A 15,319-nucleotide genomic window follows, 5' to 3' on the forward strand; every position below is an offset into this window, starting at 1 on the left:
CAGATCAACGTGCCAGGCTGAACAGCCCCATGGCGGTGAGGAACACGGTGCGGGTGGGGAGCCGGTCCAGGAGCCACCCGGTGATGGGGATCACCACGGCCATGGTGAGCATGAAGGCGGTGGTAAGCCATTGGGCGGTGCGCTCGGTCACGCCGAAATCGGCCATGATCGAGGTGAGCGCCACGTTCATGGTGGTCTCGTTGAGGATCACCACGAACGACGCGACGAGCAGGATGGGGATGACCCCTCGGTGGGTGCTGGGAGAACTCTCCACTGGCGGCCTTTCCGGGATTGGCGCGCGGACTGCCGCGCCGGAGAAGAGTAGATGCCTTTCGGCCCGCTCAGCCCATCAGCGTGAGTACCGCAGGGGATTGGGACCGCAGCCCGCCTCCGTCGCCACCCTGAGTCCGTCCGCCACCCGACCCTCCTCCCGGAGCGAGCGGAGCGCCGCGACGACCCGGTCGCGCAGGGTGGCCGGCGCGATGGTGTTGAGGTAGATCCTGGTGGCTCCCTCGAAGCCCGCGAGGGTGGAGACACGCCACTTGAGCATCACCCGCCACGGCATGGCGAGGTTCACGTCGATGGGCCGGTAGTGCCACTCCTCATTGCACGGCACATCGGGGCCGGCGGCCGCGTGCATGGCGTGGATCATGTCCGACATCCCGCGGATCTCCTCGGGGCTCTGTTCCCACGGGTCGGAGTGTTCGGAGCGGGAATAGATCTCGATGGTCGGGTAGCGGTGCCCGAACCCTGCGAAGGCGATGGCGTGGTCGTTGACGGCGATGATCAGGTTGCGCTGGGTGGCGTAGTTGGCGGCCGCGTCGTTGAAGATGTTGGGGTTGTCGCGCAGCCTCACCAGCGCCGCCTCGTGCTGGGTGCCGCGCTCGTCGATGGAGACCAGTTGCTTGTGCAGATGGTCGAACGATGCGCCGGCGGGTTTGAGCCAGTTCTGGAACACAGCCACGTAGCGCACGTACCGGTTGACCTCATAGGCCATCTTCATCGACTCGACCGTGTACGCGATGAACTGGGCGTGTTCGTCGGGGGTCAGCGTGCCGGAGGACGCCAACTGGGAGTCGTCGGAGGCATCGTCGACGAAGTGGCGCCGGGCGATGATCACGTCGTGCCCGCCGCCGAAGAAACCCGACGCGGTGGCCAGCTTCTCGTCGTGGCTGAGCTCCGCGACCTGTTCCTCGGTACGGCCGGCGGCCAGCAGCTTGGTCTCCACCACCCGCATGACGTGGTCGAGTCCTGCGGGCGAAGACAGGTAGGCGGCCTTCCGCTCGGCGACCCGTTCCGGCAGCTCGAAACCGTAGTTCTGGTGCCAGTAGTCGAAGCTGAGGATCTCGAACAGGTTGGGCACGCGCCGGAACTCCGCGACGGTGGCGAACAACTCCTCGGCACTGGTGCGGTAGAGCGTCTCCCACGCATCGTCGGCGCGCCGGACCACGCGGGACTTCTCCGGCGGGGTCTCCAGGTAGCGCAGTTCGCAGAACGCGCAGTGGCTGCCCTTCTCCTCTTCCCCCAGCGGCAGCGGATGGGTGGGCTTCATCCCCAGGGGGCGGTTCCCCCGCCCCGGCACGGTCCACACCTCGGTGCCGGTGAAGGGGTTGACCTGCTTGACCGTGCCGTCGCGGAGTTCGGTGAGGTACTCGGGTTCGCGCACGAACAGTGTCATGTCCCGACACTATCTGCTGCCCGCCGCGCGCGTGGCAGAGTGGGGGCCATGACGGAGATTTCCCACCCCACCCCCGACACCGCCCGCCGCGCGCGTGGCAGAGTGGGGGCCATGACGGAGATTTCCCACCCCACCCCCGACACCGCTGCATCCCCCTGGCTGGACCTCGACGCCTACGTGGCCACCCCGAGGCTCGGCGGACTGACCCTCAGCCCGGACGGGAGCACGCTGCTGTGCTCGGTGCAGGGGCTGAACTCGGACAAGACGCAGTACACCTCATCGCTCTGGCGGGTGGATCCGCAGGGACAACGCGCCGCGGCCCGCTACACGCGCTCGGTGCAGGGCGAGGCCGCGGCCGGCTTCCTGCCCGACGGGTCGTTGCTGTTCACCTCGAAGCGGGACGTGCCCGCCGCCGGAGAGGAGGCCCCGAAGAAGTCCACCACCGCGCTCTGGTGCCTGCCGGCCCGCGGCGGGGAGGCCTACGTGCTGGCCCGCCGCGACGGCGGGTGGGGCGAGGTGCTCACCAGCCCGGAATCCGACACCGTGGTGCTGGGCGTCCTGATGCACGCCGGCGTCGACGACGAGGAAGCCGATGCTGACAAGCGCGAGGCGCGCAGCAAGAAGAAGGTCTCAGCCATCCTCCACGACGGCTACCCCGTGCGGTTCTGGGACCACGACCTCGGGCCCGAGACGACACGCCTCAAGGTGGCCACGCTCGGCAGCGACGGTGACCGCACGCTCGAGGACCTGCGCGACCTCACCGGCGACGTCGGCCGCTCCGTGAAGACCGCGACGCTCTCCCGCGACGGCCGGATCCTCGTCGTGGTGTGGGGAGTCCCGGGAGCGCGCGGCGAGACCACCCTGCAACTCGAGTTGGTCGACGTCGCCTCCGGCGACCGCCGCACGCTGGCCGCCAGCGACGACCACGAATTCGGCAGCCCCGTCATCAGCGACGACGGCGCCACCGTGGTGTGCAGCCGCCGTTCCACCTCCGAGACGGCCCCCGACCGGCACCTGTGGCTGATCGACGTCGCCTCCGGCGAGGGCAGGCTCCTCGCGGAGGGTTGGGACCGGTGGCCCACCCCGGTCGCCTTCTCCCCCGACGGCGCCACCGCCTACGCCACCGCGGACGAGGACGGCGCCGGCCCCGTCTTCGCCGTCGAGGTGACCTCCGGCGAGGTGCGCCGCCTGACGCAGGAGGGCGCCCACACGTCCGTGCTGCGCAGCCCGGATGGGGGCACGCTGTACGCGCTGCGCGCCTCGTACGCGAGCCCGGGCGAGATCGTCGCCATCGACGTGGCCGAAGGCGCCTCGCGCGTGCTGCCGGCCCCCGTCGAGTACCCGGCGCTCCCCGGCCGTCTGGAGCGGGTGGAGACCACAGCCCACGACGGCACCCGCGTGCCCGGCTGGCTGGTCCTCCCCGAGGACGCTTCGCCGGAGAACCCGGCGCCGCTGACCCTGTGGGTGCACGGCGGGCCGCTGAACTCGTGGAACGCCTGGTCCTGGCGCTGGTGCCCCTGGCTGCTCACCTCCCGCGGGCAGGCCGTGCTGCTGCCGGACCCGGCGCTGTCGACGGGCTACGGGCAGAGCTTCATCCAGCGGGGCTGGGGCCGCTGGGGCGCCGAGCCGTTCACCGACGTGATGGCGCTCACCGACGCCGTCGAGGCGCGTCCGGACATCCGCAGCGACGCCTCCGTGATGATGGGAGGATCATTCGGCGGCTACATGGCCAACTGGATCGCCACGCAGACGGACCGGTTCAAGGCGATCGTCAGCCACGCGTCGCTGTGGAACCTCACCAGCTTCGGCCCTACCACGGATGCCGCCTGGTACTGGAGCCGCGAGATGACGCCCGAGATGATGGAGCGCTTCTCACCGCACCTGCACGCAGACAAGATCGTCACGCCCATGCTGGTGATCCACGGCGACAAGGACTACCGGGTGCCGATCGGCGAAGGCCTGGCCCTCTGGTGGTCCCTGGCCCGCCACTTCGACGGCGACCCCGCCGAGTTACCGCACCGGTTCCTGTACTTCCCCGACGAAAACCACTGGATCCTCACGCCGCAGCACGCCAAGCTCTGGTACGAGACCGTGCTGGAGTTCGTCGCCGCGCAGCGCGAGGGCCGTCAGATGGCACCCATCGACCTGCTCTGATCACTGGTGGTTGAGCCGGTCGATCCCGAGGAACGAGGGCGCGACCGGCTCAACCAACGCTACAACGCGATGCCGACGTACTTGGTCTCGAGGTACTCCTCGACGCCCTCATGGCTACCTTCGCGGCCCAGGCCGGACTGCTTGACGCCGCCGAAGGGCGCCGCCGGGTTGGACACGACGCCGGTGTTGAGCGCCACGATCCCGCTCTCGAACTTCTCGGCGGTCGTGATGGCTCGGCTGACGTCGCGCGTGATCACGTACGAGATGAGGCCGAACTCGGTGTCGTTGGCCAACTCCAGCGCCTCCTCATCCGAGTCCACGGGGATGATCGGCGCCACAGGGCCGAAGATCTCCTCCTTCAACACCCTCGCGTCGCGGCTGACATCCGCCAGGACGGTGGCCTGCATGAAGTGGCCGGGGCCGTCCCCGCGCTTGCCGCCGGTGAGGACGCGGGCTCCCTTGGCCACGGCGTCGTCGACCAGTTCGGTGACCTTCGTGAGTGTGTCGTCGTCGACGAGGGGGCCCAGCGTGGTGCCCTCGTCCAGCCCGTTGCCCAGCACGAGGCCTTCCACCTCCGCGGTGAACCGGGCCTGAAACTCTCCTACGAGGTCCTTGTGCACGAAGAACCGGTTGGCGGCGGTGCAGGCTTCTCCGTTGTTGCGGAACTTGGCGGCCATGGCGGCGGACACCGCCACGTCGAGATCGGCGTCCGCGAGCAGGACGAACGGGGCGTTGCCGCCGAGTTCCATGGACGTGCGCAGCACGTGCGGCGCGGCCTGTTCGAGGAGCCCGCGGCCCACTTCGGTGGAGCCGGTGAACGTCAGCTTCCGCAGCCTCGGGTCGGCGAAGATCGGCTCGGAGAGCTCCGAGGAACTGGACCCGACGATGCAGTTGACGACCCCGGCGGGCACGCCCGCGTCGGCGAAGACCTGCATCAGGGCGAGCATGGTCAGCGGGGTCAGCTTCGCCGGCTTGATGACCACTGTGCAGCCAGCAGCCAGGGCCGGCCCGATCTTGCGGGTGCCCATCGCCAGGGGGAAATTCCACGGGGTGATGGCGTAGACAGGGCCGACGGGCTGCTTCATGATGAGGAACCTGTTGCCGCCCGACGGGGCGACGCTCCAGCGTCCGTCGATCCGCACGGCCTCCTCGGCGAACCAGCGGAGGAACTCGGCGCCGTAGGTCACCTCGCCGTGGGCCTCCTTGAGAGGCTTGCCCATCTCCAGTGTCATCAAGGTGGCGAAGGTTTCGGCCCGCTCGACGATGAGCTCGTAGGCGCGGTGCAGGATCTCCGCCCGCTCCCGCGGCTCGGTCGCGGCCCAAGATTCGGCGGCGGCGCAGGCCGCGTCCATCGCGGCGCGAGCCTCGTCCGGCCCGCCGTCGCTGACCTTGGCGATGACCTCCCCGGTGGCGGGGTTCTCCACATCGAACGTGGCTCCGGTCTCGCGGAACTCGCCACCGATGAACTGGCCTGTGGGTGTGGACTCGAGAATCAACTCGACGGACATGGCTGGTGCTCCCTCCGAAGTGCCCTGACCAGCAAACCTACACTGACCGCGTCAGAAGATCAGCGGGTCGACGGCCACGGCCAGGAAGAGGATCGCCAGGTAGGTGTTGGAGTAGTGGAACAGCTTCATGGCCTTCAACTGCGCTCCTTCGAGCCCCGCCCGGGCGCGACGCCAGAGCTGGACCGCCTCCCAGAGGAACAGCCCGCCGGAAAGGGCCGCGACGAGGGGGTAGAGCCAGCCGGTGGGGGTCACGGGCCACAGCAGGAGGGACACCACGACGGTGGCCAGGGAGTACCAGAAGATCTGCGCGGCCACCTGGGGCGCGGTGCTCACCACGGGCAGCATGGGCACCTCAGCCGCTGCGTAGTCCTCCTTGTAGCGGAAGGCCAGCGCCCAGGTGTGCGGGGGCGTCCAAAGGAACACCACGGCGAACAGGATGAACGGCGGCCAGGCCACCGAGCCTGTCACGGCGGTCCAGCCGATGAGGGGCGGGAAACAGCCCGCGATGCCGCCCCACACGATGTTCTGCGACGTGCGTCGCTTCAGCCACATGGTGTACACGAACACGTAGAAGGCGTTGGCCGCCAGCGCGAGGATGGCCGAGAGCCAGTTGGCCCCGAAGCCCAGCACCAGGGTGGCGAGCACTCCCAGCACGATGCCGAAGATCAGCGCGTTGCGGGTGGAGATCTGGTGGCGGGGCACCGGCCGACGGCGGGTGCGGCGCATGACCTCGTCGATGTCCGCGTCGAGCACACAGTTGAACGTGTTGGCCGATCCGGCGGCGAACATGCCGCCGATCATGGTCCACAGGATCAACTGCCAGGGGGGCAGGCCACCTGCGGCGAGAAACATCGCGGGCACAGTGGTGACCAGCAGCAACTCGATGATGCGCGGCTTCGTCAACGCCACATAGGCCTTGACCACGTCCATGGGGCGCACCTCCGCGGACGTTGCGACGCTGTGCACAGCCACCGGCACCCTTCTCTTGACTGGATTGTTCCGTGGAGTCTACCCGTCGGCGGTGAGGGGCCCCAATCGCACCTCCCAGGTCCATCGGCAACGGATTTCGGACTTCTCCACCACGGTCGCACGCGGAGGGTTACGCTCGCCGCACCGGCCTACCACCGAAGGTTTCGGATCGATTATCCGGAACAGTGCCCACTTGCTCCTAGTTTCTTGTAATAATTCCTGGGACATGGCTGGCGTCACCCGCAGAAGCGGGCCGCTCAGCCCACTCGCACCGCAGCAACAAGTCAGGTGGTTGACCGTGAGCGTCATCAACAGCAATCCAGATCTGCAGCCCTCGAAGACCGAACTCGTCATCTCCAAGGGCTGGGTCCAGGGCGTGGCCCTGGTGTTCATCTTCGGCTTCTTCGTCATGGGCTTCCTGGCTTACCGCACCTACACAGATTCGATGCCGCTGCCCCAGCAGGTGGTCGCCGAGAACGGCGAGGTGGTCTTCACGGAGGAGGAGATCACCGAGGGCCAGCAGATCTTCCTGCGTCGCGGCCTGCAGCAGTACGGCTCGATCATGGGCCACGGGGCCTACCTCGGTCCGGATTACACCGCCGAGTACCTCCGACTGGCCAGCGAGCACGTGACGCAGCAACTGCGGGCCGAGGGCGTCGAGGATCCCACCGCCGCCACAGTCGAGCACATGCGGACCAACCGCTACGACGAGGACAGCGGTGTGCTGGTCTACACCCCGCAGCAGATCAGCGCGTTTGAGACGATCAAGCAGCACTACGCGGACTTCTTCGGCACGGAGACCACCGAACACGGCCTCCTGCCCTCGAAGATCACCGACCCGCAGCAGATCCACGACCTGACAGCCTTCTTCAGCTGGACGGCCTGGGCCAGCGCCGCGGAGCGTCCCGGCCACGAGTACTCGTACTCCAACAACTGGCCGCCGGAGCCCCGCGTCGAGAACGCGCCCACCGCGGACATCCTGGTGTGGTCGGCCATGTCGCTGATCGCGCTGCTTGCCGGGCTGGGCGCGCTGTTCGCCATTTACGGCCGCTGGAGCAAGAAGATCGGCTGGCAGAGCAGCGAGACCCCCAGCCTGTCCTTCCTCCAGCCCGGCAAGGTGGGCATCACCAAGGCGCAGAAGGCCACCGCATGGTTCTTCCTCGTGGTGTCGCTGCTGTTCCTGGCCCAGTCGACGCTGGGCGCCGCCGTCGAGCACTACCGGGCGGAGCTGTCCAGCTTCTTCGGCATCGACCTGGCGCAGGTCCTGCCGTTCAACCTCGCCCGCACCTGGCACACGCAACTGTCCCTGTTGTGGACCGCCGCGGCCTTCCTGGCCGCCGCGATCTTCCTGGCCCCCATCATCTCCGGCCGCGAACCGAAACGGCAGCACTGGCTGGCCTACGGCCTGTTGGGCGCCCTGTTCGTGGTGGTCGTCGGCATGCTGGCGGGCACCGCCATCTCCACCTTCGGTCCGGAATGGGCCGCGGGCTCGATCTTCTTCGATCAGCAGTGGGAGTACCTGGACCTTCCCCGGTTCTTCCAGATCCTGCTGGTCGTCGGCCTGTTCCTGTGGATCATCATCATCTACCGGGCCATCCGCTCCAGGCTGCGCACAGAATCCAAGTTCAACATGCCCTGGCTGTTCTTCTACGCGGGCCTGGCCATTCCCGGCTTCTACGCGGTTGGCCTACTGGCCACCAATGACACGCACCTCACGGTGGCAGAGTTCTGGCGCTTCTGGGTGGTGCACCTGTGGGTGGAGGACTTCCTCGAACTGTTCACCACTGTGATGGTGGCCTACATCTTCGTGATGCTCGGCGTGGTGCGCCGCAAGATCGCCATCCAGCTGGTCTTCCTCGACGTGATCCTGTACTCCGCCGGCGGCGTGATCGGCACCATGCACCACCTGTACTTCTCCGGCACCCCGGTGGAGCACATGGCGCTGGGCGCGTTCTTCTCCGCGCTGGAGGTCATCCCGCTGACCTTCCTCACGGTGGAGGCCTGGAGCTTCCTCCAGCTCGGTTCCAAGCAGGAGTCGCGCAGCAGCGCGCCCTTCCCGCACCGCTGGGCGGTGATGTTCCTCGTCGCGGTGGGCTTCTGGAACTTCGTGGGCGCCGGCGTGTTCGGCTTCCTCATCAACCTGCCGATCGTGTCCTACTACCAGATCGGCACCGCGCTGACCGCCAACCATGCGCACGGCTCGATGATGGGCGTCTACGGCATGCTCGCCGTCGGCATGGCCCTGTTCGCCCTGCGCTACATCATCAAGCCGGAGAAGTGGTCCGACCGGATGGCGAAGATCTCCTTCTGGTGCCTGAACATCGGCCTGGCCTGGATGGTGTTCGCCACCCTCCTCCCGCTGGGTGTGCTTCAACTGTGGCACTCCGTCAATGACGGCTACTACGAGGCCCGCACCCTGGGCTACATCGCCGAGCCCGGCAACGTGATCCTGGAGTGGCTGCGGATGCCCGGTGACGTGATCTTCCTGGTGGGAGGCGTCCTGCCGTTCGTGTGGCTCGCCTGGCTGGGGGTCCGCCACGCCATCCCCGCCACGGTCACCGCCATGGAGCCGGAGACCCTGTTCGTGGTCGAGACTGACGAGGCGCGAGAGGACCGCACCGGTGAGCCCGCAACGGCGGCCGACACAGTCCCCGCCGACGGGGTGGTGCCACCCGGCAGGAACAGATACGCCTCCGACCGGAGGGTGCCTGAGGACCCTGAGCGCCGATGACGCAGATCGAGATCACCGCCTGGCTGGCGTCCGGCTACGGGGTAGTGCTGCTGCTGGTGGCCTACGGCATCGACCAGTTCGCCCGCAGGGCCCAGACGACAATGGAGGGTCAGCGGGCGGGCGGGTTCGTCTACCACGAGAACCACGACGCCTGGCTCTGCCCGGAGGACCAGTGGCTGTATCCGCGCTCATTCGACCCGGACAACCGCGTGATGCGCTACCGGGGCCTACCTCTGGTGTGCAACTCGTGCCCTGTGAAGGACACCTGCACCCAGTCCGACGACGGGCGGGAGATGAAGCGCCACGTCGACCCGTGGCCTGCATCGGAGTCCGCCCGGTTCCACCGCGGCATCGCCTGCTCGGTGACCGTCCTGGCCGTGACGTGGCCGGCGGTCAGCGCGCTGGTGGTGGAGCACTGGGCCGGCCAGGTCCTGCTGCTGGTGACCGCCCTCCTGATCGCCTTGGCCTCGCTGCCGCTGTGGAGCCACCTGCGCCGCACCCCGGCGGACCCGATGGGCGCCGTCGTGCGCACCCTCGACCAGACGGTGGAGGAACGCAGTGCCGCAGCCGCGGCACTGACCCGGCGGCGTACCATCTACGCGTCAGACAGGAGAACCGACCGTGCCGACTGAAGTCATCCTCGTCATTGTGGGGTTCTTTCTCCTGGTGGCGTTGACGATCGCCTCCATCCGGGTGGTGCGTGAATACGAGCGGGTCGTGGCCTTCCGGCTGGGACGGCTGCGCGGGGCGCTGGGCCCCGGCATAGTGCTGATGCTGCCGTTCCTGGACAAGTTGGTGCGCGTGGACCTGCGCGTGGTCACGCTGACCATCCCCCCGCAGGAGGTCATCACCCGCGACAACGTCACCGCCCGCGTCAACGCGGTGGTGATGTTCCGGGTCACGGATCCCGTCCAGTCCGTGATGTCTGTGGAGAACCACGCGGTGGCCACCTCGCAGTTCGCGCAGACCACGCTGCGCTCCGTCGTCGGCCGCGCCGACCTCGACACGCTGCTGGCACACCGGGCAGACCTCAACGAGGATCTCGCCCAGTCCATCGCGAAGCAGACGCAGGAGTGGGGCGTGGAGGCCTCCGTCGTCGAGATCAAGGATGTGGAGATCCCGGAGATGATGCAGCGAGCCATGGCACGGGAGGCCGAGGCCGAGCGCGAGCGCCGCGCCAAGGTGATCAGCGCCCGAGGCGAACTGCAGGCGTCGAAGGAGTTGCGGGACGCCGCCCTCACTCTCAGCGAGGCCCCGGCCTCGCTCCAACTGCGCTACCTGCAGACCCTGTTGGAGTTGGGAGCGGACCAGAACTCCACCGTCGTGTTCCCGTTGCCGATGGACATTGTCGGCCCCATCGTCAAAGCCGTCGAGAAGTTCAACGATTCCCAGGAGAGTGAAGCCAGATGAGTGAGATCAGCTACGACGCACCCGGCACGGGCCGCCCCGTCCGATTGGCACCCACGGCGCCCGGATTCTGGCTGCTCGTGCTGGGCGTCTGCATCGCCGCACTGTCGCCGCTGCTGGGCTTCCTGCTCGGCGTGATGGCCCAGCAGCCCTCCGGCGAGGTACGGCTACTCAGCCCGCTGTACTGGGGCCTGTTCGTCGGCGTCACCGTGGGCGGCGCCGGGGTCCTGCTGGCCGTATTCGGCGGCCTACGCCTCTGGCGCCACTACAAGGCGGGCGAGAGCACCGCGCCCACAACGCGCGAAACGGCGCAGCCATGAGCGGGACCACCGTCGAAACCTACTGCCCCCAGGCCCCCTCTGCCCGGGGCGGGTTCCGCTCCGATGCGGCCCCCGACCGGATCATGCGGCGTCTGCTGGGCGTGACCGAACTGGACCACGGTTCGGGCCGGGGCGCCCACCGCGCCTTCCGGATCTCCGTGGCCCTGTCCGGCATCCGCTGCCTGATCACCTACCTCCTCATCCCGGTGGTGGTGCCCATGGCCAGCCTCGCTGGCTGGGTGGCCGCCCCCATTGGGTTGGCCCTGTGTGCCTATGCGGTGATCAACGGTGTGGTGAGCCTGCGGACGTTCTGGCGCTCGGACCACCGGCACCGCTGGACCTACACGATCTTCATGGCCATCGTCTTCGGCATCCTCACGCTCGCCCTGGTGTCGGACCTGAGCAGACTGGGAGTCCTGGGATGAACACCGAGGCCCAGCAGGAATTCGACGTCGAGAAGTATCAGGAGCAGCACGAGCAGCCCAGCGAGGCAGAGAGCGCGGACTGACCATCGTGCTGTTCTGCGGCCTGGTCGTGTTCACTGTCGGCTGCACGATGCTGGGCTGGTTCGGCTAGGAAGTGGTCGACCCGCCGCGCGCGGGCAGCTAGTGTGGCCTGCGATGAAGCCTTACGAGAATCCGCTGCGCGATCCCCAGGATCGGCGCCTCCCCCGCATCGCGGGCCCCTGCGTGCTGGTCATCTTCGGCGTGACAGGTGACCTGTCCCGCAAGAAGCTGATGCCCGCCGTTTACGACCTCGCCAACCGCGGCCTACTGCCTCCAGGTTTCGCCCTGGTGGGCTTCGCCCGCCGGGACTGGGCGAACCAGGACTTCGCCCAGCAGGTGCACGACGCGGTCAAGGAACACGCCCGCACGCCTTTCCGCGAGGAGGTGTGGGAGCAACTCCTCGAGGGTATCCGCTTCGTCTCCGGCTCCTTCGACGACGATGAGGCCTTCGAGCGGCTGGGCGCCACGATCCGTGAGCTCGACGAGACGCGGGGCACGGGCGGCAACCACGCCTTCTACCTGTCGATCCCGCCGTCCGGCTTCGAGGGCGTGATGACCATGCTGCGCAAGCACGGCCTCACCGAGGGTGGCGAGGACACCTGGAACCGCGTGGTCATCGAGAAGCCCTTCGGCCACGACCTGCAGTCGGCCAGGGAACTCGACGACGTGGTCAGCTCCCTGTTCGAGCCGCACGAGGTGTTCCGCATCGACCACTACCTGGGCAAGGAGACCGTCCAGAACATGCTGGCGTTGCGGTTCGCCAACCAGATGTTCGAGCCCATCTGGAACAACCACTACGTCAGCCACGTGGAGATCACGATGGCCGAGGACATCGGCATCGGCGGCCGCGCCGGCTACTTCGACGGCATCGGCATCGCCCGCGACGTGATGCAGAACCACCTCCTGCAACTCCTGGCGCTGACCGCCATGGAAGAGCCCACCAGCTTCGAGGCGTCGCAGTTGCGCACCGAGAAGAAGAAGGCGCTCGCCGCCGCCCGCGTGCCGGAGCGCTACGACCTGCACACCGCCCGCGGCCAGTACGCCGCCGGCTGGCAGGGCGGCAAGGAGGTCATCGGCTACCTCCAGGAGGAGGGCGTGCCGGAGGACTCGCATACGGAGACCTACGCCGCCATACGCGTCGACATCGACAACCGCCGCTGGGCCGGGGTGCCGTTCTACCTGCGCACCGCCAAGCGGATGGCCCGCCGGGTCACGGAGGTGGCGCTCAGCTTCAAGCGGGCCCCCCACCTGCCGTTCACCGCCACCGACACGGAGGAGTTGGGCACCAACGCCCTGGTGATGCGGATCCAGCCCGACGAGGGCGTCACTCTGCGCTTCGGCGCGAAGGTGCCGGGCACCCAGATGGAGATCCGCGAGGTCTCGATGGACTTCGGCTACGGCCGCTCCTTCACCGAATCGTCCCCAGAAGCCTACGAGCGGCTGATCCTCGACGTGCTGCTCGGCGAGCCCCCACTGTTCCCGCAGCAGGAGGAGGTGGAGTTGAGTTGGAAGATCCTCGACCCCGTCCTGGAGTACTGGGCCTCCCTGGACGAGCAGCCCGAACAGTACGAGTCCGGCACCTGGGGGCCGGAGTCCGGCCACGAGATGGTGGCCCGCGACGGTTTCACCTGGCGACGGCCGTAAGGAGACTGGTTCATGATCATCGACCTGACCAACACCTCGTCCCGCGACATCGCCGCGGCCCTCATCGAGGCCCGCCGCACCGTCGGCAGCGCCTCCGGCCTGGTGCTCACCCTGCTCATCGTCACCGACGACGACCACTTCGACGAGGTCCTCGAGGCCGCGCAGGCCTCCGCCACCGCCCACCCTTCGCGCGTGATCGTGGTCACCTACGTCGACGGCGACAAGCCCTACCTCGACGCCGAGATCCAGGTGGGCGAGGGGCACCCCGGTGACCTGCTCGTGCTGCGCCTCCACGGCCCGCTCCGCGCACATGCCGATTCCATCTGCCTGCCGCTACTTCTGCCGGACTCCCCCACCATCGCCTGGTGGCCGAACAAGGCCCCCGAGAACCTGGCGGAGGACCCCATCGGCTCTCTCGCCGACCGCAGGATCACCGACGCCGCCGGCGCGCGGGACCCGCAGGAGGCGCTGATCCGCCGGGCCCGCAACCACGCGCCCGGAGACACGGACCTCACCTGGACGCGGCTCACCCGCTGGCGCGCGCTCCTGGCCGCATCGCTGGACCAGACCAGGGCCGAGGTCACCGGCGCCTGCGTGCGTTCCGCACCGGACAACGCGCCCGCCACCCTGCTGGCGGCCTGGCTCAGTGAACGCCTCGGCGTGGATGTGGGACGGGTCGACGGCGACGGGCCCGGCGTCAACGAGGTGGTCCTCAACACCCCCGACGGCGACATCGTACTCAGCCGGGTGCGTGAGGGCACCGCCACCTACCGGGTGCCGGGCCAGCCGGACCGCACCGTGGCGCTGCGGCGACGTCCGCTGACCGATCTCATCACAGAGGAGCTCCAGCGCATGGACGCCGACGACATCTTCGAGGCGGCGGCGCAACGGCTGGTCGATGAAGCGGAGGCGAACTAGATGTACACCCGGGTGGTCCGGCTGGACAGCGCACAGGACGTGAGCCGGGCGGTGGCCGAGCGGCTGCTGTCCCGGATGATCGAGTTGCAACGCACGCAGGACATGGTCCACATCTGCCTCACCGGGGGCAGCACCGCCAACGACATGTATGAGCGGCTCGCCGATCTCGCCGAAGGATCAGAACTCGACGCGTCCCGGCTGCAGCTGTGGTGGGGTGACGAGCTGTTCCTGCCGGCCACAGACCCGGAGCGCAACTCGCAGCAGGCGATCAGCAGGCTGGCCCGCACCGTGTCCATCAAGTCGGCCGACACGCACATGATGGCGGCCAAGGACGGACGCAAGGACAGCCAGGAATCCGCCGCCGACTACGAGGCGGAACTGGGCGAAACGAGCTTCGACATCACGCTGCTGGGCATCGGCGAGTACGGTCATGTGGCCGCCATCTTCCCGGACCACCCCAGCTTCGAGCCCACCAGCCGCGCCGTGATCGGGGTGGAGGACAGCCCCAAGCCACCGTCGGAGCGCATCTCGCTGACGATCCCCACACTGAACCGTGGCGACGAGACGTGGCTCATCGCCACCGGCGCAGGCAAGGCCGACGCGGTGCGGCGCGCGCTGGCCGGAGACGAAAGCATTCCGGCCGCGCTGGTGCGCGGCCGGAATGCGAGTTACTGGTTCCTGGATGAGGCGGCCGCGTCCGGTCTCCCGGCGCAGCACACCTGCACGTTCTAGTAGATCACCTCGCCCGCGGCGCGACGGGCGCGCAGGGCGGAGACGGCCTCTTCGAGGATCTGCGCAGCCTCCGCATCGGTGCGGCGCTCCTTCACGTAGGCCAGGTGCGTCTTGTAGGGCACGATCTTCGGCGGCGGCGGGGGGTTCTCCTCGTCCATGTTCGCCGGCAGCCCGCAGCGCGGGCAATCCCACGACTCGGGAACCTGCGCGTCGGCTGCGAACGCCGGGGACGTCACGTGTCCCTGGGCGCAGAAGTACGACACGTGCATACGGGGTGCTGCCTCGCCGCGCTCGGCCTCCCCCATGGGACCTGCGCCGACACGGCTGCCACGAATGGCGTTGCCACCTGCCACTTTGCTGCTCTCCTACAGTAGAGAAATTGTCTGAATAAGAATGTGAGTGTGCGCTCAGGCACCGATGCGGTACAGCACCAGCAGACCGATGATGGTCAGCAGCCAGATGAGAGCGAGTACCACGGTGATGCGATCCAATCGACGCTCCGCGGTGGACACGCCACCCATCGACGTCGACATGCCGCCACCGAACAGATCAGACATTCCACCGCCACGGCTCTTGTGGAGGAGGACGGTGGCCGAAAGCAGGATGCTGAGGATCACGACGATCACGGACAGCGTGGTAATGGGCCAGGAAACCAAGGGGACAATCACGCGGTACAGCCTAACCGACGGGCCCGGAATATCCACATTCGGCACCCCCTGAATGAGCGAACCCGGTGACCTGTCGGTCACCGG

At 68.0% G+C, this 15,319-nt stretch carries 14 protein-coding genes and 1 pseudogene; 9 read left to right on the top strand and 6 right to left on the bottom strand.

The window, feature by feature from the left end:
* Positions 1 to 4: 4 nt before the first annotated feature.
* Together BN1186_RS16310 and BN1186_RS13730 are read right to left on the bottom strand one after the other, a co-directional pair.
* Entirely contained in the window at positions 5 to 274 is a 270-nt protein-coding gene (locus BN1186_RS16310; RefSeq protein ID WP_052460181.1) for an MFS transporter, read from the bottom strand.
* A 75-nt stretch (positions 275 to 349) separates the two neighbouring features.
* A complete protein-coding gene (locus BN1186_RS13730; protein WP_040284535.1) occupies positions 350 to 1,678 on the bottom strand; it encodes a DUF4921 family protein in 1,329 nt (442 codons plus the stop codon).
* A 48-nt stretch (positions 1,679 to 1,726) separates the two neighbouring features.
* On the opposite strand from BN1186_RS13730, the gene BN1186_RS13735 reads away from it, so the two are divergent.
* Positions 1,727 to 3,832 (top strand): S9 family peptidase, encoded by a 2,106-nt coding sequence (locus BN1186_RS13735; protein ID WP_246043322.1) that lies wholly within the window; start codon positions 1,727 to 1,729, stop codon positions 3,830 to 3,832.
* A gap of 59 nt (positions 3,833 to 3,891) precedes the next feature.
* On the opposite strand, the gene BN1186_RS13740 is transcribed toward BN1186_RS13735, so the two are convergent.
* Entirely contained in the window at positions 3,892 to 5,340 is a 1,449-nt protein-coding gene (locus tag BN1186_RS13740) for an NAD-dependent succinate-semialdehyde dehydrogenase (protein WP_040284536.1), read from the bottom strand.
* 51 nt (positions 5,341 to 5,391) lie between these two features.
* Positions 5,392 to 6,312, bottom strand: a complete 921-nt coding sequence (locus tag BN1186_RS13745; RefSeq protein ID WP_342777370.1) for a heme o synthase — start codon at positions 6,310 to 6,312, stop codon at positions 5,392 to 5,394.
* A 406-nt stretch (positions 6,313 to 6,718) separates the two neighbouring features.
* Here BN1186_RS13745 and BN1186_RS13750 point away from each other — a divergent pair.
* The 8 genes and pseudogenes from BN1186_RS13750 to pgl all read left to right on the top strand — a co-directional run.
* Positions 6,719 to 8,902, top strand: a pseudogene (locus BN1186_RS13750) (nitric-oxide reductase large subunit); the annotation flags it as partial.
* Between the two features lie 134 nt (positions 8,903 to 9,036).
* Complete coding sequence (locus BN1186_RS13755) at positions 9,037 to 9,672, top strand: hypothetical protein (RefSeq protein WP_040284537.1); 636 nt, start codon at positions 9,037 to 9,039, stop codon at positions 9,670 to 9,672.
* Positions 9,662 to 10,450, top strand: a complete 789-nt coding sequence (locus tag BN1186_RS13760; protein WP_052460185.1) for an SPFH domain-containing protein — start codon at positions 9,662 to 9,664, stop codon at positions 10,448 to 10,450. The genes BN1186_RS13755 and BN1186_RS13760 overlap by 11 nt, the downstream gene beginning before the upstream one ends.
* Positions 10,447 to 10,767, top strand: a complete 321-nt coding sequence (locus BN1186_RS13765; RefSeq protein ID WP_052460186.1) for a hypothetical protein — start codon at positions 10,447 to 10,449, stop codon at positions 10,765 to 10,767. The genes BN1186_RS13760 and BN1186_RS13765 overlap by 4 nt, the downstream gene beginning before the upstream one ends.
* On the top strand, positions 10,764 to 11,192 hold the full coding sequence (locus BN1186_RS13770; RefSeq protein WP_139651121.1) for a hypothetical protein: 429 nt from the start codon (positions 10,764 to 10,766) through the stop codon (positions 11,190 to 11,192). The genes BN1186_RS13765 and BN1186_RS13770 overlap by 4 nt, the downstream gene beginning before the upstream one ends.
* A 195-nt stretch (positions 11,193 to 11,387) precedes the next feature.
* Positions 11,388 to 12,917: a glucose-6-phosphate dehydrogenase gene (gene zwf, locus BN1186_RS13775; RefSeq protein WP_040284924.1), complete on the top strand. Its 1,530-nt coding sequence runs from the start codon at positions 11,388 to 11,390 to the stop codon at positions 12,915 to 12,917.
* 12 nt (positions 12,918 to 12,929) lie between these two features.
* Complete coding sequence (locus BN1186_RS13780) at positions 12,930 to 13,835, top strand: glucose-6-phosphate dehydrogenase assembly protein OpcA (protein ID WP_040284538.1); 906 nt, start codon at positions 12,930 to 12,932, stop codon at positions 13,833 to 13,835.
* Positions 13,836 to 14,567 carry a 6-phosphogluconolactonase gene (pgl, locus tag BN1186_RS13785; protein WP_040284539.1) on the top strand — a complete coding sequence of 244 codons (732 nt, stop codon included), beginning with the start codon at positions 13,836 to 13,838 and terminating at the stop codon, positions 14,565 to 14,567.
* On the opposite strand, the gene BN1186_RS13790 is transcribed toward pgl, so the two are convergent.
* Together BN1186_RS13790 and secG are read right to left on the bottom strand one after the other, a co-directional pair.
* Positions 14,564 to 14,920 carry an RNA polymerase-binding protein RbpA gene (locus tag BN1186_RS13790; RefSeq protein WP_074437044.1) on the bottom strand — a complete coding sequence of 119 codons (357 nt, stop codon included), beginning with the start codon at positions 14,918 to 14,920 and terminating at the stop codon, positions 14,564 to 14,566. The two genes, pgl and BN1186_RS13790, sit on opposite strands and share 4 nt — an antisense overlap.
* Positions 14,921 to 14,974: 54 nt before the next feature.
* Positions 14,975 to 15,235, bottom strand: coding sequence for a preprotein translocase subunit SecG (gene secG / locus BN1186_RS13795; protein ID WP_246043323.1), 261 nt, complete (start codon positions 15,233 to 15,235; stop codon positions 14,975 to 14,977).
* Positions 15,236 to 15,319: the final 84 nt, after the last annotated feature.

The organism is Tessaracoccus massiliensis (assembly GCF_000826065.2).
GTDB lineage: Bacteria > Actinomycetota > Actinomycetes > Propionibacteriales > Propionibacteriaceae > Arachnia > Arachnia massiliensis_A.